General features: G+C 43.1%; 19 protein-coding genes and 1 tRNA gene. 15 read left to right on the forward strand and 5 right to left on the reverse strand.

The features are described 5' to 3' along the window. Positions 1 to 109: 109 nt before the first annotated feature. Positions 110 to 178, reverse strand: a tRNA-Phe gene (locus ACO0KZ_RS18775). Positions 179 to 700: 522 nt separating this feature from the next. Between ACO0KZ_RS18775 and ACO0KZ_RS18780 the strand changes: the two genes are divergently transcribed. The 5 genes from ACO0KZ_RS18780 (at position 701) to ACO0KZ_RS18800 (ending at position 6,596) form a co-directional block, all read left to right on the forward strand. Further along, positions 701 to 1,222, forward strand: coding sequence for a CAP domain-containing protein (locus tag ACO0KZ_RS18780; RefSeq protein WP_422998046.1), 522 nt, complete (start codon positions 701 to 703; stop codon positions 1,220 to 1,222). Positions 1,223 to 1,225: 3 nt separating this feature from the next. After that, the gene (locus ACO0KZ_RS18785; RefSeq protein ID WP_422998048.1) at positions 1,226 to 1,738 is read left to right on the forward strand and encodes a hypothetical protein; all 513 of its coding nucleotides are present in this window, start codon (positions 1,226 to 1,228) and stop codon (positions 1,736 to 1,738) included. Between the two features lie 645 nt (positions 1,739 to 2,383). Further along, positions 2,384 to 2,719: a helix-turn-helix domain-containing protein gene (locus ACO0KZ_RS18790; RefSeq protein WP_422998050.1), complete on the forward strand. Its 336-nt coding sequence runs from the start codon at positions 2,384 to 2,386 to the stop codon at positions 2,717 to 2,719. 3 nt (positions 2,720 to 2,722) lie between these two features. Then, positions 2,723 to 4,072, forward strand: coding sequence for a HipA domain-containing protein (locus tag ACO0KZ_RS18795; protein WP_422998052.1), 1,350 nt, complete (start codon positions 2,723 to 2,725; stop codon positions 4,070 to 4,072). Between the two features lie 1,306 nt (positions 4,073 to 5,378). Then, positions 5,379 to 6,596: an IS256 family transposase gene (locus ACO0KZ_RS18800; protein ID WP_422998106.1), complete on the forward strand. Its 1,218-nt coding sequence runs from the start codon at positions 5,379 to 5,381 to the stop codon at positions 6,594 to 6,596. Positions 6,597 to 6,625: 29 nt separating this feature from the next. Here the strand turns inward: ACO0KZ_RS18800 and ACO0KZ_RS18805 are convergent, their stop codons facing one another. Further along, entirely contained in the window at positions 6,626 to 7,750 is a 1,125-nt protein-coding gene (locus tag ACO0KZ_RS18805; RefSeq protein ID WP_422998054.1) for a hypothetical protein, read from the reverse strand. Positions 7,751 to 8,688: 938 nt separating this feature from the next. Continuing rightward, positions 8,689 to 8,871 carry a hypothetical protein gene (locus ACO0KZ_RS18810; RefSeq protein WP_422998056.1) on the reverse strand — a complete coding sequence of 61 codons (183 nt, stop codon included), beginning with the start codon at positions 8,869 to 8,871 and terminating at the stop codon, positions 8,689 to 8,691. Positions 8,872 to 9,284: 413 nt separating this feature from the next. On the opposite strand from ACO0KZ_RS18810, the gene ACO0KZ_RS18815 reads away from it, so the two are divergent. The 6 genes from ACO0KZ_RS18815 to ACO0KZ_RS18840 all read left to right on the forward strand — a co-directional run bounded on the left by ACO0KZ_RS18815 (position 9,285) and on the right by ACO0KZ_RS18840 (position 14,544). Beyond that, on the forward strand, positions 9,285 to 10,823 hold the full coding sequence (locus ACO0KZ_RS18815) for an IS3 family transposase (RefSeq protein ID WP_422998058.1): 1,539 nt from the start codon (positions 9,285 to 9,287) through the stop codon (positions 10,821 to 10,823). A 29-nt stretch (positions 10,824 to 10,852) separates the two neighbouring features. Further along, on the forward strand, positions 10,853 to 11,257 hold the full coding sequence (locus ACO0KZ_RS18820; protein ID WP_422998108.1) for a tyrosine-type recombinase/integrase: 405 nt from the start codon (positions 10,853 to 10,855) through the stop codon (positions 11,255 to 11,257). Positions 11,258 to 11,377: 120 nt separating this feature from the next. Beyond that, positions 11,378 to 11,935, forward strand: a complete 558-nt coding sequence (locus ACO0KZ_RS18825; protein WP_422998060.1) for a hypothetical protein — start codon at positions 11,378 to 11,380, stop codon at positions 11,933 to 11,935. Further along, complete coding sequence (locus tag ACO0KZ_RS18830; protein ID WP_422998062.1) at positions 11,932 to 12,198, forward strand: hypothetical protein; 267 nt, start codon at positions 11,932 to 11,934, stop codon at positions 12,196 to 12,198. The genes ACO0KZ_RS18825 and ACO0KZ_RS18830 overlap by 4 nt, the downstream gene beginning before the upstream one ends. A gap of 1 nt (position 12,199) precedes the next feature. After that, entirely contained in the window at positions 12,200 to 12,703 is a 504-nt protein-coding gene (locus ACO0KZ_RS18835; RefSeq protein WP_422998064.1) for a protein-export chaperone SecB, read from the forward strand. Positions 12,704 to 13,191: 488 nt separating this feature from the next. Continuing rightward, positions 13,192 to 14,544, forward strand: coding sequence for a tyrosine-type recombinase/integrase (locus ACO0KZ_RS18840; RefSeq protein ID WP_422998066.1), 1,353 nt, complete (start codon positions 13,192 to 13,194; stop codon positions 14,542 to 14,544). Positions 14,545 to 14,946: 402 nt separating this feature from the next. On the opposite strand, the gene ACO0KZ_RS18845 is transcribed toward ACO0KZ_RS18840, so the two are convergent. Then, the gene (locus tag ACO0KZ_RS18845; RefSeq protein WP_422998068.1) at positions 14,947 to 15,648 is read right to left on the reverse strand and encodes a hypothetical protein; all 702 of its coding nucleotides are present in this window, start codon (positions 15,646 to 15,648) and stop codon (positions 14,947 to 14,949) included. A 291-nt stretch (positions 15,649 to 15,939) separates the two neighbouring features. Between ACO0KZ_RS18845 and ACO0KZ_RS18850 the strand changes: the two genes are divergently transcribed. The 4 genes from ACO0KZ_RS18850 to ACO0KZ_RS18865 all read left to right on the forward strand — a co-directional run bounded on the left by ACO0KZ_RS18850 (position 15,940) and on the right by ACO0KZ_RS18865 (position 20,243). Next, positions 15,940 to 16,728, forward strand: coding sequence for a plasmid recombination protein (locus ACO0KZ_RS18850; RefSeq protein WP_422998070.1), 789 nt, complete (start codon positions 15,940 to 15,942; stop codon positions 16,726 to 16,728). A gap of 541 nt (positions 16,729 to 17,269) precedes the next feature. Continuing rightward, positions 17,270 to 17,632: a hypothetical protein gene (locus tag ACO0KZ_RS18855; RefSeq protein ID WP_422998072.1), complete on the forward strand. Its 363-nt coding sequence runs from the start codon at positions 17,270 to 17,272 to the stop codon at positions 17,630 to 17,632. Between the two features lie 640 nt (positions 17,633 to 18,272). Next, the gene (locus ACO0KZ_RS18860; protein ID WP_422998074.1) at positions 18,273 to 19,418 is read left to right on the forward strand and encodes a hypothetical protein; all 1,146 of its coding nucleotides are present in this window, start codon (positions 18,273 to 18,275) and stop codon (positions 19,416 to 19,418) included. A 6-nt stretch (positions 19,419 to 19,424) separates the two neighbouring features. Beyond that, positions 19,425 to 20,243, forward strand: coding sequence for a GSU2403 family nucleotidyltransferase fold protein (locus ACO0KZ_RS18865; RefSeq protein WP_422998076.1), 819 nt, complete (start codon positions 19,425 to 19,427; stop codon positions 20,241 to 20,243). Positions 20,244 to 20,255: 12 nt separating this feature from the next. Here ACO0KZ_RS18865 and ACO0KZ_RS18870 read toward each other — a convergent pair whose 3' ends face one another. Further along, complete coding sequence (locus ACO0KZ_RS18870; protein ID WP_422998078.1) at positions 20,256 to 21,089, reverse strand: SIR2 family NAD-dependent protein deacylase; 834 nt, start codon at positions 21,087 to 21,089, stop codon at positions 20,256 to 20,258. Positions 21,090 to 21,112: the final 23 nt, after the last annotated feature.

The raw sequence follows: 21,112 nt of genomic DNA on the forward strand, positions 1-21,112 counted from the left end.
GTTGTCGGTCAACTAGAGCCATGCTTGCAACTAGTCGGATCGGACGATACGTTCAGAAAAGCGACGCCCAAATAAAAACGGCTCACATCTCTGTGAACCGTATTATTCTTGGTGGCCCGGGGCGGAATCGAACCACCGACACAAGGATTTTCAATCCTCGATTAAATCATTTAAAAACAATGATTTAGGTCTATTTTTGCTCCGCAATTCGCTGTTTTTGATAAAAATTTTTGCCCCGAGAAATTAGAATTTTCTAAGAATTGCGGAGCAGAAAAATAGGTGAAATTTTTGTCCCAAGTATGTAATTGGGAGGGGCAGCAATAAGTTTCGCTTTTCTGTAACGGCAACATTGTTTGACAACGTATATGCGGGATGCAAACAAGTTTCTAATTGATGATGTTCCGCGACTTTTGCGTGAGTACGACGCAAGCATTGCTAATGATCAGGCCACATAGAAGATATTTTCAATTGCTCTGAAAACTTTTGCCGATTGGTATTCCTAGAAAATAAGCGCACCATGGACTTCACCTAATTTCAAAGACAACTAACAAGTTGAGAATTTAAAACATCAGATATTCAATCCTTGAAAAATAATCTGAAAATCTTATTTTTATCTTAACATGCGAGCTCTTCGTCAATATAATAGGTTGGGTTAGGCGGTCTTTTTATCCTACTTCACTCTTTTTAAAGCGCGAAACTTATGAAATCGATTAAATTTTTTTTGCCAGCGGTACTGATCTTTTCCGCAGGTTTGTCTGCTTGTGGCGGCGGTGGCAGTGGAAGCTCTACTACACCTACGACTCCTACGACACCTGTTGCTCAGACATGCTCAAATGGTGCGACTGACTTCCCAAACTGCATCATTATCCCTGCAAGTTTGCAAAAGCCATCGCCTGCTAATTACGCTGCTGGGTCTTTACAAGCAGATGTATTTACAGCGTTGAATGAATTTCGCACTAGCATTGGTCTCGGCCCGCTCAATCAAAATCCACTTCTCGATAAAGCGGCTTTAAATCACACTAATTACGCAATCACCAGCTGGATTCCAGGAGAAGATCCTCATTTGGAAGTTGCAGGACGTGTCAATTTTACTGGTGTAGGTTTCTTAGATCGATATCGTGCGGTTGGCTTTACCAACGCGGTAGGGGGCGGCGAAGTGCTTGCAGCTCCTTCAGGCAAGGATGCCATATTGCCGCTCGCGAATGCCATTCTTCATCGTTAAGCAATGATGTTGGAAACATTAACCGACGTCGGTATTTACAGTGAACCTGGTAAGGGGACGCAAATTAATTTTGCACATACATCGGGTCAAAGTAACGCAAGTGATTTTATCGGGGTGTACCCAAACGATAAACAAACCGGCATTTCATTGACTCATAATATGGAATCACCCAATCCATTTAGTGATTTGGAAATGACCATCGACAATATGTGTAAACAAACGAGTTATCCAATTAGCTTACAAAGCCAATCATCAACAACGCTTGCCGTAACTAGTTTTACCATTAGAGAAACGGGTACTACCGTCGATTTACCAGCAAGAATCTTATTGCCTAATTCTCGCAACATTGCTTCAAACTTCGCTGCGGTGATTGGTAAGGCGCCTTTTAAACCTAACACTAACTACACAGTCAAATTCATTGGTAGTGTTGCGGGCGGCAAAGTTGGCAAAGGTTTTAATGTGGATAAATCTTGGAGCTTTACAACTGCATCTAAAAATTGGATGACGTGCAATTAGAGAACAAGTGATTTTGGAGCAAGAAGCCCATGGTAGATCGTGGGGTTTTTTGTTTAGTGTTTTCTTCTTTGGGTAGTATGCACGATGGAAAATCTGAATTTGGAATAAATTTGTAAGGTACTCAATATCACGCCGGGAACTGGCCGAAATCGCCTATTTAATGGCGACGATATGCCACCGCATTTCAAGTTTGGCCGCAGGTTACTATTTTCGAAGTTGGCATTCGACGAGTGGGTTCAGAAGAAAATCGTACATCGTTGATCTTTCGTGGTTGAAAAAATAGAGGTGCCCGTAAATTTTCCATCTTCTTAATGTGGGTTAAAAGTTGAGACCACGCGGCAAGTGGAGTGGTAAGCCCCCTAGTATCGTTGACAATACATAACCTCAACTTGATCTTGCTTGTAAGCTAAGGATCTCATTTGATTCAAATGATCATGCTGTTGATCCGCATCCAAAATTACCACGTGTCGTCCGGCCGAACCTTTGGATTGACGTGCAATTTTTGGGAGTGAGAAAATTATTTCGGAATTTAAGAAATTATTTGATTTTCATCCGAAAAGGGATAAAATATTCGGAATATCAGAAATTTGACTATTTGGGATCGCTCATGATAGATATTTCTGAAATTCCGAAATGGAGATTGTCATGAAACTTGCTCGTCCCATCGACATCGATATCGAAGTCGCTTCGCCTCGAATCATTCTCGAGATGGCTGATGTGGGGCAAATGGTGCGTTTAAAGAGGCGCCAACAACAATTACGTATTGATGATGCAGCAGCCCTAACCGATGTCTCAGTGGATCTCTTCTCTCGATTGGAAAATGGCAAAGGTGCTGTGCGTTTAGATAAGTTACTGCAGGTGCTAGATGCGATGGGACTATGTATGGTGGTCGCATCAAAACAATCAGAACTTGTTCGTGACATCTCAAAAGTTCAAGTAATCACATCTGAAAGTAGTCCTCTTCGCGAGCAAGAAGGTTAGAGTATGAAGCATTTTCTCTATTTGTTCACACAAGATCAAAAAGTCGCCACTATTGCTTACGAGCCTAAGGAGGACTTTTGGTCTTTGGAGTACGATGCCAATTGGGTCGCGTTGCCAAACGCTTTTCCACTTTCCCCTGCCTTGCCGATGTTGTCTGTGACGAAAGCGTATGCTTCAGGGACAATTAAACGATTTGTGGAAAATCTGTTGCCGGAAGGACGTGCACTGGATATCTCTGCTTCAACCTATGGTGTTACGAAAAATAATGTGTTCGCGCTCATTCAACAACTCGGCGTGGAGACAGCAGGGGCGTTTCGCTTTGGTGTCGATCGTGCAGCTGTTGAGGTAGCGAAGCAGGATAATTCCATGCGCGAAATTACAGCGGCAGAAGTTAACGACCGTTTGCGCCAACGTGAGCAAATTCCGTTTGTCGTATGGGATAAGAAAGTCAGGATGTCGATCGCTGGCTATCAAGATAAATTGACCGTCCTTATTCAACAAGACAAAGGCGACTCACACATGTACTTGGCGGCACCGCCTTTGGCATCGACCCATATTTTGAAGCCAGAACCGATGGGAAGAAACATGCCTCATCTGGTTGCTAACGAATATTACTGCATGACCTTGGCCAAGAAAATGGGATTCCCAGTAGCGGATGTCAGCATTCTTCGTGTGCCGCGTCCAGTTTTGCTGGTAAAGCGTTTTGATCGTGAGATAGCTGATTCGCCAGCAGGACTTGCGGTTAAACGGCTCCATATGGTCGACGCCTGTCAGGCATCAGACTTACCGGTCAGCTTTAAATATGAAAGAAACTTAGGTAGTAACGAACAAGTGCGAGATATTCGCGATGGCATGAGTTTTGAAAAGCTTTTTGCCTGCGTTAATCACACCATCAACAAAGCATCCGCCAAGCTGACCTTACTGCGATGGGCACTGTTCCAATTTTTGATTGGTAATAGCGATGCGCACGGCAAGAACTTTTCGTTCTTTGTCTTGCGAGATGGACTTGAACCAGCACCTTGGTACGATCTGGTTAGCGTGGTGCAATACCCAGAGATTTCCCACGAATTGGCGATGGCGTTTGGTGATGTTTTTGACCTAAAAGAGGTGAAGGGATTTGCTTTCGCCGATTTTGCGCAGCGCTGTCAAATCCCGCGTACGCTTCTACACCGAGAAGCCGTGAAAGTGGCAAACAGTGCAGCAAAGTATGCCGATGCACTGGCACTAAATGATGAATTCACTAATGAAGAAAGGGCGTTCATTTTGAAGTTAAGTCAGTTCGTGATTCAACAAGCTGAGCTATTAAAGATCTATACCAAAGAAGCTTTGAAGATTGATTCAAGCTTTCTATAGGGTAAGGATGAGTGAAATCCAGGTTGAAAGGTGTACTCGTTCAGTAGAACTATTCTGTTCAACCGAGTATGCATTTTATGATCTTCGACGTCTTGAAGGATTGCTTCAGCTTTAAATTCATCGGTAAATCGACTTTTTCTCATGATGCACTTCCTTCTCAGTTTTTGACATTATTAAATGTCTACTGAATTAGGGGAAGTCCAGAGATTCAGCTGAAAAAACATGAGTAAAACTCGAACTACTTCCATGGCTAGCAATAGTTTCGAAATAGACGGAAAAGTCAAGCGCACTAAACAGCGAATTTACCCGTTTAGACGTAGCGACTTTGGAAATCAGGAGGGCTAGAATGGCCTTGCATTCTTAATGAAGGAATGGTCTAGTCATACTAGCCCAATAAGTACCATGTCGGCCCATACTTGAATTAGGTTGCCGCTCTAAGTAACTTCTTTAAGATAGCTTTAGTGATTGCCATTGATAAAATAGTGCAACGCTAGCCAGCCTCAAAATACAGATCTGAGTATTTCGACATTGGCTTTGACTTGTGCTATCCCTTGCAATGGCAATCACTAAAGCTATTTATCTGAAGTGTGTTTTTCTATTTTGAGAAAAAATTTCAGGATTGTGCAAACAATAGATCTGTCTTTATAAATTTTTGAAGTCATGCAATCGCACACAAAGCCGGCTCCGTCAGCAAAAGCAACCGATTAAAGTTATTGTGATTCCCAAAAAGAGTCTTACATAGAAACTCCCTATAAATACGGATCGATCAAGCTGTTGAATCAAGTGGTATTTTGATTCAAAATTTTTCTTCATCGATCGTCGATGGCATTTTTCTTCTACGATGTGAATCAGAACCGTCAGAGGGAGAAGCATGAATAACGCAACCAAGAATGGTAGCGATGTGGTCGTTTGCCTGAACGTGTTCATTGTTGAAGTGTTGCTAATCAGGTTGAAATAAAATAGAAGGTGAAGTAGTCCATAGCAAGCTAATGACATGACAAAAATTTTGACGAATCGTCGGCAGTTCAAAAGAATGAATGCACGTTTTATTCCTTTCAAGAGTGAACAGACCTCATGAGCGGAAAGAGTTTTATAAGTGGCGTTTCTGAGTTTTTCATTTGATGCGCCTTTGTCATCGAGATGAAAACTGAGGAGTCTTAACAAGATTGGTGATGACAAGACCTCTGAGATCGCCAAGTAAAGCTTTTGTTCTAACTGCCGTTCGAAAATGAGCCTGTAAATAAATTTGTGTAAATGCCCACGGTCTATTAACCTCTCGAACGAGGAATTACCGATGGACATTTTAATGGATAGAGAAAAACTGAAAGCTTTGGCAAAAGAGCTTGCCAAGGACATCAAGACGGAAGCGGATCTGAATATGCTGTCGAGGGAGCTGGTCAAGCTCACTGTAGAAACGGCCTTAAACGCTGAACTCACCGAACATTTGGGTTACGAGAAGCATTCGGATAGCAAGCCAGGGCGTGGAAATACACGCAATGGCAGCACTGCAAAACGTCTCAAAGGTACGCATGGAGAAGTAGAAATTCTCACGCCACGAGACCGTGACGGCAGCTTCGAGCCGCAGCTCTTACGCAAAGGGCAAACGCGCCTGACTGCGATGGACGATCAAATTCTGACGCTGTACGCGAAGGGACTGTCTACCCGTGAAATTGTGCAAACCTTCAAAGAAATGTACGACGCGGACGTGTCGCCTACATTGATTTCCAAGGTCACAGACCGCGTTCTGGAGCAGATCACACAATGGCAATCTCGTCCACTTGACCCCATTTATCCTATCGTCTATTTGGACTGCATCGTCATTAAAATTCGCGACAATATGCGCGTCATCAACAAGGCAATTTACTTGGCGCTTGGCGTGAACATGGAGGGCAAAAAAGAGCTGCTCGGCTTATGGATGTCCGATAATGAGGGGGCAAAGTTCTGGTTATCTGTGCTCACCGAACTAAAAAATCGTGGCGTGCAAGATATTCTGATCGCTTGTGTCGATGGCCTTAAGGGATTCCCTGAAGCGATTGCCGCCGAGTATCCAGAAACCCGTGTACAGCTATGCATTGTTCACATGGTGCGTAACAGCTTGAAGTATGTATCGTGGAAAGACTATAAAGCTGTTACTGCTGATCTCAAGCGCATTTATCAAGCCACCACAGAGGACCAAGCATTGACCGAGTTGGAACGATTTAGTCAACAATGGAGCGAGCAATACCCACAAATTGCCAAGTCATGGACGACTCACTGGATCAATCTGCGCACGCTATTTGAATACCCACCAGAAATACGTAAGGCGATTTACACGACCAATGCGATCGAGTCTCTCAACAGTGTCATCCGTTCGGCGACTAAGCGAAGAAAACTATTTCCAAGTGATGACTCAGCTATGAAAGTGGTGTATCTCGCCATCTCTCAGGCCGCAAAGAAATGGACGATGCCGATTCACAATTGGCGTATGGCCTTAAATCGTTTTATGATTGAGTTTGGTGATCGTATTCAAAAACACGATCACTAACTTGTTCCGTGGCATTTACACAGAATTTCTTACAGGCTCTCGAAAATAGAAGAAAGTCTTCCAGTCAGTTTTGCCAATTGTTCGATATCCTTCTTGAGAACTATATCCAAAATACATCCTGCATCGAGTAAATAATGCTCCTGTCCAAAAAATGCAATCGACGATTCCCATTTCTGCCCTTCAAATTCGAGATTCGAAACGAACATGGATGAAGGTGCAAAGAAGTGGCGTCGAATCTGAATTTGCAAATTTTCCCGATCCTCTAACGTTTCCTTATATAGCAAGTTTGCGTGATCTTCTAATGGTTCTTTGTAATCCAATGCCTTAAGAAAATCCTCTGAGAGAGAACTGACCTTCGCATCATCACTGTAAGTCGTGTCGCTGCTCCTGATTGTATAGTCTGCCCATAAACTAACTTTATAAACTTTGGAAAACCAGCCAGTTGCATCGCAGTGATGGCACTCTACATATCCTTCATCGCAGCTTCGACATTCGTGTTCGCCAGATCCACCACAAGAGCTACACCGGTTCGATCCATTGGTGCACGTGCATCCTAGTACCACCTCTTCATGGCGGTAATGGCCGTCGCCGTCTCGATGGCTATGAACCTCGATTCGATAGCCCGCGCCGCTGCAGTGAGAGCAGGAAATTTCTCCATGCCCACCGCATGCATTGCACGTTAGGATACCCGTGGAACGGCAACTGGGGCATGATCCCATGCCTGATTGCGAGCAGTCAGGGCACCCAAAATGATGTATCACTCTAGTCTGGTTGGAGTGGATTAAGAATCGCTTGTCCTTTTGTCGATAAAATTTTCCAAACTCAAAACCTGCAATCGTATTTCTACATTCTTGATAGATATCATGATCTGTCGATTGCTGGTGCACTAACCTCGAACATGCTATTTTGTATTCGTGATCATCGTTTTCAATTAATAAGTCATTCCTTGATCCCGATACGACCCCCTTGAATTTTTCTTCTTCTGAGGCGACTACAAGATCAAAAATTTCATTCACTTCGAAAGAAATTTGGATAGATTTGATATCAGTGATCTCGAGTTTCAAATTATTGTGCCTAGTCGCATGATTGACAAACTCTCTGAACTTACAAATGGCATCTTCACTATACTCATCGTGGTATGTAACTTGACTCATTTGGTGCTCCTCCAGTGCGCAATTGACACGTGCATGCACATCAATATAAAAAAGATTATTCGAGGAAAGTTCTGGTGGTGATTGGAGCCTAATTTTGCCGAAGAGGATACAGCCATCAATTCTGAATAGGAGCGCATGTGATCTTCAGTATTACAATGCGGATGTATGTAGCGCTGGAACAGACAATAACTTTCGTAAATTAAATGCCGACCATCTCCTCGCGCGTTGAGCATCGCGCTCACACTTCGTGGATCATTTTTCACCCAGGTGTTCAAAGGTAGGCCAAATAGCTGCCGAATATTCTTGATTTGAGATTTCATCTGTTTCTTCAAATGTTGTATCGATGAATCGAAAATATCATGGGTCTTCGATCCGTCAACTCCAAAAAGTGAGGCGATTTTTGTTGTCAGATAATGACTTGGGATGTACTGCTAGTAGCATGGCATTCGCACTTGCGTGATTTGGAATCTATGAGATAGTGAACAGAAGCCTGACAGTCAAAGCTGACGGTGTCGGCATTTTAATCACTTTGGTGCACTAAAGCGGAGGGGGCATGGGTACATTCCGGCAATATTTCCTTGCTAGCGCCAAGCAGGCATGGCTAGAGTATTGGCTACCAATAAAGTGGCTATTTTCCATAAAACATAGGACTGCGAAAGAACTCGTCCGAGAAGAAAAGCGGTCGACTCAATCAATATCAATATGGTGGATTATTGGGACAACATTCATGTCTTCGCTTTTGGCGAGTGGATTTTTCTACCTTGTTTCTTTGTATATGTCGTCTGAAGGCGACGGCATGATGAGAAGTAAAATTTTGACGATGAGTCTATCGATTGTTTGGACGATTTCAGCGCTCAGAATTGGCTTCTATCTACATTTAAGAAAAGACTAATTGAATGGCGCTATGTGTGACATAGCCCTAGTTTTTAAATGGAAACTCAATCAGTCATTTTGAACATAAATTGATCGAACACGACTGGACCTTTGATATACTCGTCAGCCTTAGCTTGTATGGCTTTGAGGTCTTCCTCAGAGATTGGCCCATCATCTGGTTCTTGCTTCAAAAAGATTTCATTACGAAACCGTTGAATCGCGATGTGGACTATCTCTTGGTCGGACATATTGAGCTCCTCTTTTATGGCTAGAAGCTGACTACATGCTCGGGAATTTAAAGTGATATTCATTTAGATATGCCCTAGGGTACGTCGAAAAATGATGACTGGGTGGATCGTGATCGATCGTGAAGAGAACTGCGTTAAGGGTGAGAAATTATTTCACTTTACAGCAACTGTGATAGTGACACAAATGTTGCTTTAGCTAAAACGATTTCATAATGGACCTAACTCTTGGTCTAAATCGTTATACACCTTATGTCTTTTCATGGAATTTAAGTATTATTGCACCGATAAAGAGCCCAATCACCCACCTGAGTCCTGCTCGCACGCCCTAGTTCACCATAGTCCTTTTCAGACTGTTGGCGCGCACTCAAAAAGGGGGTGCGGATAAAATCTTGGACTACTTTTGGGAGTGGTTCATGTACTCATATGAAGAACGTCTTCGGGCGGTGAAGCTATACATTAAACTTGGCAGGCGCTGTAAAGCGACGATTCGCCAATTGGGTTACGCAACAAAGAATTCATTAAAGACTTGGCATGATGAATTCCAAGAGCGCGGCGATTTAAAGAACAGGTACGTTCGCCCAAAAGCGAAGTACTCGGAAGAACAAAGAATTGTGGCTCTGGACCATTACGCAAACCATGGACGCTGCATTGCCCATACGGTAAAGGCGCTGGGATATCCAGGGCGAGCGAAACTAAGGGAATGGGTTCGCGAACGATATCCGGAAACCGCGCATTACGTCATTGGGAAAAGTGGTAGGCCGAGAGTTACTTTGGCGTCCAAGCGCGCTGCCGTGTACGAGCTATGCACACGGGAAGGAAGTGCAAAGGAAGTTGCGCAAAAGCTGGACGTTGATCGAGTAACCCTGTACAACTGGAAGAACCAGTTACTTGGCCGAGGGGCCTCAGCTTCTATGAAACAAGACAAACGCTCATTGGCAGAATCGGATCGTGATAAATTGGAGCAGCAAGTTGAAACACTCAAGCGCGACATTCACAATCTGCAACTCGAACACGATCTTCTCAAGAAGGCCAATGAACTACTAAAAAAGGATCTGGGCGTCGACCTACATTTACTGAGCAACCGGGAAAAGACGGTGCTGGTTGACGCCCTTAGAGCAGAATACAACTTAATAGAACTTTTTGAGCGGCTCAATTTTGCGCGCAGCTCCTATTTTTACCATAGGTCGCGCCAACAGATTGCAGACAAGTACGCAGACGTACGGCGCACCATGACCCAGATCTTCGAGGACAATCACCGATCCTACGGATATCGTCGGATACAAGCTTCGTTGATTCGACAAAGGATGTTCGTCTCAGAGAAGGTTGTTCAGCGCCTGATGAAGCAGGACGGTCTCCATGTTGCCAGACCTAAACGACGTAGATATCGATCCTATATCGGCGAAATAACTCCAGCCCCGGAAAACATCGTCAATCGTGATTTCCATGCTGAAGCACCAAACGAGAAATGGCTCACAGACATATCTGAATTCCATATCCCTGCAGGGAAGGTTTATCTATCGCCCATGATTGACTGTTTCGATGGCATGGTTGTGAGCTGGTCGATTGGTACAAGCCCGGATGCAGAACTGGTGAATGGAATGTTAGATGCTGCCATCGAGACGGTTGCCAATAACACTGACAAACCGATCGTCCATTCCGATCGAGGTGGTCACTACCGATGGCCAGGTTGGCTAGCACGTGTTGAGAAGGCTTGTATGATCCGTTCCATGTCCCGCAAAGCATGCTCGCCGGATAATGCCGCCTGTGAGGGATTCTTTGGAAGGTTGAAGAATGAAATGTTCTATCCGCGCGATTGGCGTTCGACCACAATTGAACAATTCATTAAGGCGCTTGATGCCTACATTCGCTGGTATAACGAAAAGCGTATTAAAATGTCCCTAGGCTATCTCAGCCCGATTGAATACAGAGAGCGCTTGGGTTTAACAACGTAAATCAGTCCAAGATTTTATCCGCACCCCCCCTGGTCAATTTTGGATGCGCGTCAACAGCTGTTGATGGTCATTTATCGATTGCACAAAACAAGACGGGGAAAAAACTGAGAATTACGATTGAGGGGGCGCTTAAGGAAGTGATTGAACGGATTTTGGCGAAACCTAGAGATAAGGTAAATCAAGCGCTCTTGCAAGATTCATGTGGTCAAACTTTGACATATTTTGCACTACGATCAAGATTTGATAAGGCGCGAAAAAAAGCCGGGGTGAGTTTTCAGATTCGTGATTTGCGCGCCAAGGCAGCAACCGATACGAACGACTTGGCACATGCTCAAAAATTGCTAGGACATAAAAACAGGACTACGACTGAAATCTATACAAGAAACAGAAAAGGGGAAATGGTAAAACCATTGGATTTGAAATTACATGCATAAGTAAAGTCGTATTGTATTGCGTTGCTGGATAGCGAACATATTTGGCTAATTGTGATTGGCCAAATAAGGTTAACTTCTGTTATGATTGAGTAACACCGATAAAATTATTAAAAAATTAATATGATTTTGTTTGAGGGATTTCACGGCACGAGTTTGGATGCATCAAAATCAATAGTAGGTGGACAATTCCTTAAAAGTGAAAGTAGAACTGAGTGGCTCGGTCACGGCGTTTATTTCTTTGTTGAAGGTATTTCTTGTCCTCTTCAAAATGCACAAGATTGGGCGATATGTCAGGCTTGGGACAAGGAAAACTGTGTAAATCTATACGATGATTTTGGAGTCCTTAAGTCGGAAATTCAACTTGGTGAAGATGAGTTAATCGATTTAACTTGTCTGTCTGGACTACAGGCATTTAACGCTACAAAGGCAGAGTTATATTCCGCGTTAATGAAACATGGAATTCAATTGGCGCCTCAAGAGGAACATAATTGTATCCTTTTTAATTTCATGGTCGATGTACTGGAAGTTAAGGCTGTGAAACATCACTTGTATATAAAAAATAAGCGAGAGCGTCGAGCAAAGTTAGACCTTAATGTTCCAAATACAACAGTGTGTTGTTTGGTTGATTTGGGGTCTATTGCAAAAACGGAAATTGTTGTGGAAGGAAAGATAAAATGAATAATGCACTTTTTGAGAAAGCTAAGAAAATTTTAGCGTCGTTGACAGCTGCTGAACTTGAATCCAAGTTATCTGCGTATGGTATAGCATATACAACGCATGTCGTTATGTTTGAAGACGTTGATAATCGTTTGGATGAAAGTGCTGAATACAATATCGCTATGAGTGAAATTGGAGGTACGTTTATTTCAGCTGATGATGTGCTTACGATAAATTTTGCGTTGATATCGGCGAACGACAATAGTTACGCACTGGCTGCTTAAAATGACACTTCAAATTAAAGCGAAAAGATTCTATGTTGTTAAATTGATACTGGATTCTATCGAGCAAATAGATATTGGTGAAAAGCAGTTTACTTTTAGTTTGTTTAACGAAAAAATTAATGACAATGAGCTTTCGGTTGTCTTTGATTTGAAATTGAAATTTCTAGATGTGAATAAGTCGCTTCATTTAATGTATGCCGTTGATTTTGAGGTGAGAGATTCTGATGATGAGGAGTTCGTTGTGTCGGAAGAGACGAGAGAACATCCTTTTTTGATGGTCAACGCACCAGCGATTGGTTTTCCTTTTGTTCGATCATTTGTTAGTACGCTCTCTATTAACGCGGGATATTCACCTATTATTCTGCCTGCGATAAATTTTCAGGAACTTTACAATCGGAAAAAAGCTGCCAAAACGGAGCCTAAAACGAAAGTCATATCAAAAGCTAAGTCAGCCAAGTCAGCCAAGTCAATTAAGTCAATTAAGTCAACTTTGAATGCAGAGTAAAGAATCTTCTAAAATTTTTAGTCGAAATCACTTGTAATCAATTTATTGATGGATAATAAATTAGAAAGCCCTCGAAATTATGCATTCGAGGGTTTTTTATTTTGAAGATGCCTAGTGTGGGCATTTCAATGCGGAACGTAAGAATTGTAGAACTAGACCAAGAATTGTAGAACTGACCGCGCAAAAAATAAGGGCTTACATCACTGTAAGCCCTTATTTTTAATGCGAATTTCTTGGTGGCCCGGGGCGGAATCGAACCACCGACACAAGGATTTTCAATCCTTGAGTATATAAATTTATGATTGTTGATTTTTGTTGATATTATCAATAATTTTCAATAAAAACAAAGACTTAAATTAAATCATAAAAATTCTTGTGTTGATCGATGTTGATCGTTATACTACAAAAAGGCTTACAAGTAGCTTACAACTAAAAGAAAAAGCTTACAAGTAGCTTACAAATAATGATCAATATTGGGGTCTTTAAGCATGGCTAAAATTAGATTTACAACAGGTCGATTGGCTTCCTTTAATTGTGCGCCAGAGAAGGGGCAAGAGTTTATTTGGGATGCAAACGCACCAGGGTTAGGAATGCGTGCTACACCCCGCGGAGATAAAACCTTCTTGTTTCAGTCCAAGCTAAACGGTAAGTCTTTGCGTATTTCTATCGGTGGAATTAGTAATTGGACGATCCCCGAGGCACAGGCCGAGGCCCGTCGCCTACAGACGTTAATTGATCATGGTCATGATCCCCGCCAAATCAAAGACGATAAGTTGAGGTCAGCTCAAGACGCTCGTGATGAGCGACAAGCTCAAGAGTTGGCAATACTAAAGAAAAATGAACGTGAAAAGATAACTCTTGGTGATATTTGGCCTGTATATATTGCAGATCGCCGAGGAAATTGGCGAGAGCTTCACTTAAGAGACCACGAGAAGATGATGCAAGAGGCTGGTGGAAAAAGACTTCGTGGCCCGCAAATTAAGGTGGCTGGCCCATTGGTAGCGCTCGCCTCTGTGCGTTTAATCGATCTGACGCAAGAACGTGTCGAGGAGTGGGCAAGTACTGAAACGAAGAGTCGGCCAACCAGCGCGCGTCTGGCATGGCGTCTTTTGAAGGCATGCTTGACGTGGTGCAAAAACCAGAAAGAATATCGGCACTTGGTCCTAGAAAACGCTGCAAAAAGTAAGCGAGCAAGAGAGACGCTTGGAAAATCAAGACCGAAGAATGAAGATGTTATCTTAAGGGCACAATTGCCATACTGGTTTGCAGCCGTCAATGAAATTCAAAATCCAGTCATTTCTGTGTACTTGCAATGTCTCCTTTTGACTGGGGCAAGGAGAGCAGAAATGGCGGTTTTAAAATGGGAAGATATTGATTTTCAATGGAAGCAAATTAAGCTTGTCGACAAAATAGAACCATACAGAGTTATTCCATTGACGCCGTACCTTGAAACGTTACTTAAGAGTTTGCCACGTAAAAATGAATGGGTGTTTTACAGTGAGAGATCAGCGTCAGGGCATATCACCGAGCCTAGTATTTCTCATCGAAAATTATGTAAGTTAGCTGGAGTATCGGTAAGCCTCCATGGGATTCGTCGCTCATTCGCATCACTTTGCACATGGATTGCGATTCCGTTTGGTGTCCCACAACAAATCATGGGACACACGCCACGAACAGCGCACGACACATACTATAAATTTTGGCCTATTGATGTTTTGGCGTTCTTTCATACAAAAATTGAAAAGTGGATTCTCAATGAATGTTTCAAACGTCCAAACCCTTCTTTAGATGTCGAATTCGGATTTGAAAAAGAAGCATTTCCTATGCTTGAAGCTTTCTGATGCCGTATTAAAAGTTTGCGAAGCCTATAAAAAGGAAGTCATGCAAGACAGTAACGAGAGAAGTAGTCCATTGGGGAAAGCATCCGACGATAAGATCGATCCTACCCTTGCGTATCGAGCCACAACCCATTGGTATCGATATGATCCTAATCGACCGACTTTCGATCAACTTCGCGCTGCTGAGAGAGAAAGCCAGCTACGTGGTTTTCCGGAAAAGAGAAGTCGCGTCAGTGAGGGAATAAAAAGAAGCTTTGGAATACTGAAATTTTGGTGAAATTTCAACAGATGGCGTGCCCATAGGAAGCTCTAAGATAAATTGCCCACCATTTTCTGAGACAACCAACACTTCTTTCTATCTATGCTGAATTCGAATTTAGCGAGATTAGCACCTGACATAATTGCTCATAGAGGGTGTGCGATTTTATCGCTCGGAGCCCCTTGGAGCAAAGTGTTTGAGAACGGTCGAGGTAAAACAGGTAGTTTCAGGAAATGAATACCTCCTGATGACTCGTCCCACACAAAGGAATATGAATTACTTAGCACAATAGGTTCACCGTAGGGTTTCGCAGTTTTGTAAGTTAATTCTTTTCCTGCATCGTAGTGACTTCCATGTCTAAAATCGAAATCATCAGTGTCTTGCGAGTAGCTGCCTTGATTGACATAGTGGTCATGATCTGTCGCAACAATCAAAAAGCCAAGGTCAGCGAAATTTCCGTACGCTTCAAGGTTTTGAATATCGGAAAATGCGTCGTATCTGTTATTTGGCTCTCGGTGGTTTGCAAACTTGAAGAACTTCAACTCTATTGCACAGCTATGCTTGGTCTTAGTTTCAAGATCTTCGAATGATATCCACACGTCAATTTTTGCTTTACTTGTGCCGCTCTTATCGAAAAAACCACCAGACAAAAGGACGGGTTTCTCAAGCTCAATTGAGAACACTTCATTCTTGTTGCGTTCAAATAGCTCCCCGGTTGACTTCAAAAGAGCCGACAACTGAAGCTGCAACGATGCCTCGTTCTCCACGCGAATCCGGCCACCATTGATTTTCTCGCGTAACCGGGCATATGCGAACTCGACAATTTCAATGAGGCGGTCTCTATACATATAGTGTGGCTTAAGTTTATAAAATACCACGATAACCGAACATCAAAAAAAAGACAATTTGATTCTCACTTCTTGCCGAGTCCCATCTATTGACTCGTTTATTGAAAAAATCAGTAACACAGAAATTTCGGAAACTTAAAAAATAGATCCGACGAAAAACAACATAATTTATGTTTCAAACTAAATTCTAAGTATTTCTAAAAGTGGCTCCAAAATGGTTTTTGTTGTACGCGATATTGCTTTGCGAAATTGCGATTGACGACAAATTTTTTTAGCTTTGGAGATTCAAATATGAGTACATCGTATTACTTAGAAGTAAAACCATTAAGCAAAAAGACGACCAAATCACGCAGCAATGACGAAGTTTTCTTGCGAGCGCTCAAGCACAACATGCGAGAGATTTTGGCAGAGATTGGGATTCGTCATGGGCAACGAATTGACCCCGTTCGTACAAATTTGAATGTCGACCTATACAGCGTTGGTTCGTCAGCAGTGACCGCTGCAAATGTTGGAAACGAACTGATATCTAGGTCAGTAAAAAAGATTCGCCGAAATGCGAGTTTAGGGATTGAGATCGTCTTCTCGCTCGGTAATGGGATGAATATCGACTATGAGCAGTTCTTCCGTGACTGCACGGAATGGGCGAAGGAATATTACAAGGTCCCGCTGCTTAGTTCCATTATTCACAACGACGAAATGTGTCCGCATTGCCACGTCATCTTGATACCAATTCAAGACGAAAAATTGAGCGGGTCAAAATTGTTAGGCGGTATGAAGGAAACTTTTGGTATGCGACGTGATTTTTACAAAACCGTCGCGAAGAAACATGGCCTTGCTCAACAACGATTCAAAGCGCGCGTACAAGAAAATCGTTCGTCAAAAGTTAGCGTATCCGACACAATAGATACCGCAATTTCTGATGCATTAAGATCAATCTTCAATATGAGTGATGACGTGTTGACTGCCTTGATTAAGGGCGACAAATTTTCTTTAATTCGATTATTGAACATCCGTGTTCCGAAAGGAACGTTCAATAAATTTCTAAATTCAACATTGACAGGGAGAGAGCGCGACGCGTAACAGTCAATGTTTTCTCCAACCCAACACGCGGTTTTTATGAATGAGTACCGCACAAATACAAGTGAAAAAATTGAATGTCCTATCTCTGTGTATAGGGTATTTGCATTTGGCACTTTGTATTCTTGTTGATTGATGCGGTTTTCTATTTGAAATTTATGAAAATTGTGTATCGGTTTTAGAACGTAAAAATAAAATCTAAGTTTTTTTGGAAATGGTTTGAAAATGTGTTTTGTGGATTGGTTGGTCAAGTTTAATGAGATCAGTTTCGATAAAATATTTTATACAAGAAAGAATAAAGAATGCATAAGCTAATTAGTAGAAACAAAAAAAATGGCAAGGTTGATAATTTCAATTTTCGGGCATCGTCTATTGTGGAAGATTCGGACAAACGAAAGTTCTTCGATGTTCTTATCGACAAACAGGTGAAGTCTGAAAACTTTAGGATAGGAATGACATTTATGCTTGGTGCCAGGAGATATTTTTTGAAAAAGATCAATATTTTGATTCTCTCGCACTTCAACAACGGAAAGGCGGTATCTAAATGATCTATTCTGTTGATGGCAATAATAATTTTGATTTCAGTGGATGGTTCCAAACATCGAAAAACCCAATCTCAGTGCAGTTTCAGGGTTTGCGAACATCTATTTCTCAAAGTCCGATCAAACTAATAAATTTGGTCGAAAAAACCTTGAAGCCTAAGAAGCGCAAGCCGACGTTTCCATCAATAGAGGAGGAAACAAGAACCCATGTCAGCACTGCATGTGCTGCATTTTGGTTGAACCGCGAGGAGCAAACTTTGCGTTCTTGGGCGAGTCTTCAGAACGGGAAGGTAAATCCCATTCGCGTCAACGGGAGACTAGCGTGGCCAGTAGCAGAGATAAAGAAAGTTTTGGGAATCGCCTAGTATTTCGTATATTGTGTATTGCCTTTAGTTTGTAGAAATGCCCAGCATCGCCACTAGATCATTTTTTGTAAGAATTTTTTGAAATGGAAATGATCTAGTCGGCTGCGACTCCTCACAATATGGTGCAACGATACACTCCTGTTACATGGATATTCTTTACTAAAATTTGTGTAGCAATAAATACGTGAAATGAGTGTAGAAAACATCAATGGAATTCAGTCGCAGAGACTGTGGAGACCTAAACAGCAAGGATGTGTTTAAGTCTGATAGTTCGCAGCAAGGTTCTCTCAAGGTTCGCACCAAACTATCAAATGATGCGCGGCTAAGTTGGCTGCGTATTCAAGTTATTAAATATTTGTATCGACGCATCTCTAGCACCTAATGGAATGCTGATATCTCGACTCAAGGTTACTTGGCTTTCAGATGGGATAATGCGGATGAGTGGGCAACTATGTCGAAGCCTTAGGCAAAGACGACAGCATCAAACAACGGCAGCGTTTCATTCGTTCCGACTTTTTCCAATAACCAGCAAATTCCAATGTTTGAGTTATATCATGGCCACGATGCATACCACGGCCATGATTGACATCTTGGCCGTGGTATATATAATGGCCGTGGTAGATATCAACTGGTGCCAAATATGAATTCACCTTCTTTACTCAATAACCGGAACGAGAATGCGGAGATTCTCGTAGCTGATCTATTCGAGAACCACGGCTGGGAGATCAATCGTTCACCAGAATACGATGCGAAACATCCCGACATGGTGATTCGAAGAGAGGCACAATGCTATATCGTGGAGGTCAAGGCACTTTCAGAAGGACGAGCCGATCGAGCGATTCCCATGTTGTCACAGGCAATTCTACAAGCCCAAGCATATGCCCTTGACGTGGGTGATGCACGGCCACTTGCTGTAATCTCCGTAGAAAATGCATCCCAGTCTCTGTCGAAACAACTTCGATTGTTTGTTGAAAAATACGCGCCGAATGTAGCTGTTGGCCTCGTTTCCAAGAATGGGCTCAGATACTTTAGGGGGGAGGGGTTAGAGGAACTGAATGTCGAGCCGAACGAGATACGATGGCACGGGAGTTCACCATCGAATCAGCTTGTTAATCTTTTTTCGGATCTCAACCAATGGATGCTAAAAGTATTGCTGGCACCTGAAATACCTGATCACCTGTTGCAAGCACCGAGACAAAAATATCAAAGCGTTTCTGAATTTGCTGAGGCCGCTAGTGTATCTCCCATGAGCGCTTCCCGGTTTTTGCAGCAATTACGCAACGAAGGATATTTGGACGGTTCTTCGCGATATCTCGCTCTTGTCCGTCGCCAAGAATTATTCAATCGTTGGCGATCAGCTACGATACGTAATGCGCCAGAACTACCAATGCGCTTCCTCATTCGTGGCCCTATACAAAAACAAATCGTTAGCCTTCTGAACAATAATCAGGGAGAGTCTTGCCTGGCGCTATTTGGGGCAGCCGAGGCTTTAGGCTTAGGGCATGTCAGCGGCGTGCCAAACTATGTCTACGTGCCAAAGCTCCCACGACCAGATGACAAGAAATGGAGAGCGCTGGCAGGCGCCCCTCCTTCTGAGATGCCAGACCTGATCATCAGGCAAACACTTTCACCAAAATCAGTTTTCAGAGGTGCCGTACACCAAGATGGCATGATCGTTTCCGATATCATCCAAGTTTGGTTGGATGTCGTCAATCACCCTTCACGTGGTGAAGAACAGGCCAAGCTGATCTATGAAAAAATACTTCGTCCGATTATAGGAAATTAAAATCAAATGAACGATCTAGATGCAATCGCGAAGCTCGCTCAAGCACTTTTCCCATGGCGTGATCATCTTGTATTTATTGGGGGATGGGCACATCGAATCCACCGATTCGACCCGAGGGCAAACAAGCTGGAATACCAGCCAGTATTCACACGTGATACTGACTTGGCGTTTGCCAACAGAGCTCCAATCGAAGGCGATATCAAAGCTGCACTTATACAACATGGCTTCAAGGAACAATTAGGTGGTGAGCACAAGCCACCGGTGGCTTACTACACACTAGGTGATGAGAATGGCGGCTTCTATGCCGAATTTTTGACACCATTGACCGGCAGTGGTATTAAAAAGAAGACTCGAGAGCAAGATGCGACCATGCGGATGGCGGGTATCTCAGCCCAAAAGATTCGTAATTTGGACATCCTCCTTGTTGATCCTTGGGTGATCACTCTTGGCCCCCAATTTGGCATTCCATTACCATCATCAATGGACATTAAGGTAGCCAACCCGCTTTGCTTCATCGTTCAGAAATTTTTAATCCAAAAGGATCGTCCTGTGGCAAAGCAAGCCCAAGATGTGCTGTATATCTACGACACCATCGAACTTTTCGGAGCGTTGCTTGAAGAATTCCATGAAACATGGAAGGGGCGCATTAGTCCAGCTTTAGGTAACAAATTGAGCGATACCGTTCTGAGGTTAAGTGAAAGCACATTCTCGAACGTCAATGACGTGATTCGAGACGCGGCACGCATTCCAAAAAATCGCAAACTTTTACCGGAGCAGATACAACAGACATGCCAGTTGGCGTTTGAGATCATTTTTAATAAATAGCTCAATCGTGAATTAGATTAGCGCATCTGCTATTAGTAACAGTGCTTCCTTCGCACCCAAAGGAATACTGATATCTCGATGTAAGCCAACTTCAGATTCCGAAGGATTAATTCTTATGAGAGGGCAATCAAGTCCTTCGCCAAAATGCCGTGCGCTTGGGATCGCCGTGCCAGCGCCAATTTCTATTACCACTGGACGTGATGCACGAGCGAACCAAGTCAGTAGGCTTGACTCGGCCTGCTCATAACGATGACCTTCAAATCCCCAGTCTCCAAACATTAAAATATTCGGCCTGGCTAAACCATCGCAAACCGGACAGCGCGGTAACGGTGAAATTAATATGCAGTTGGACTCATCAACGATAGGCTGAAATTCATCGGCAGGCCAAGCCTCATTTCCGCATTGGTCCATGCATTGCAGCATGTGAATTGAACCGTGACATTGCGTGACATGTCGTGACTCAAATCCAGCTTTCTGAAATTGTCCGTCCACATTGCTCGTGAAGTGTCGCAAACCTAGCGGCATCTGTTCCGCTAGCTTCAACAAGCATTGAAAGCCCTCATGCGGAATCGTATTGCGATAAAGCTGCAAGCGATGCCCATAGAAACCCCAAGCTAATTCTGGATGTCGTTGAAACGCTTTGGGGTTTGCGATTTGAGTGAAGTTGATTCCCAAGTTGCCGAGAGCGGGGTAGGCGCTCCAGAAGCCGTTTTCTCCTCGGAAGTCTGGTAGGCCCGAGTCTATACCCATGCCTGCACCGGAAGTAATCACGAGGGCATCTGCTTCCGTGATGAGATCCGCTGCAGAGCCGATCAAGCCTTCAAACGATATTTTTTCACAATTCATAAACGTATTCTAGGCAATGATTT

It is taken from the genome of Undibacterium sp. Di24W, assembly GCF_049340325.1.
Classification (GTDB): Bacteria; Pseudomonadota; Gammaproteobacteria; order Burkholderiales; family Burkholderiaceae_D; genus Undibacterium.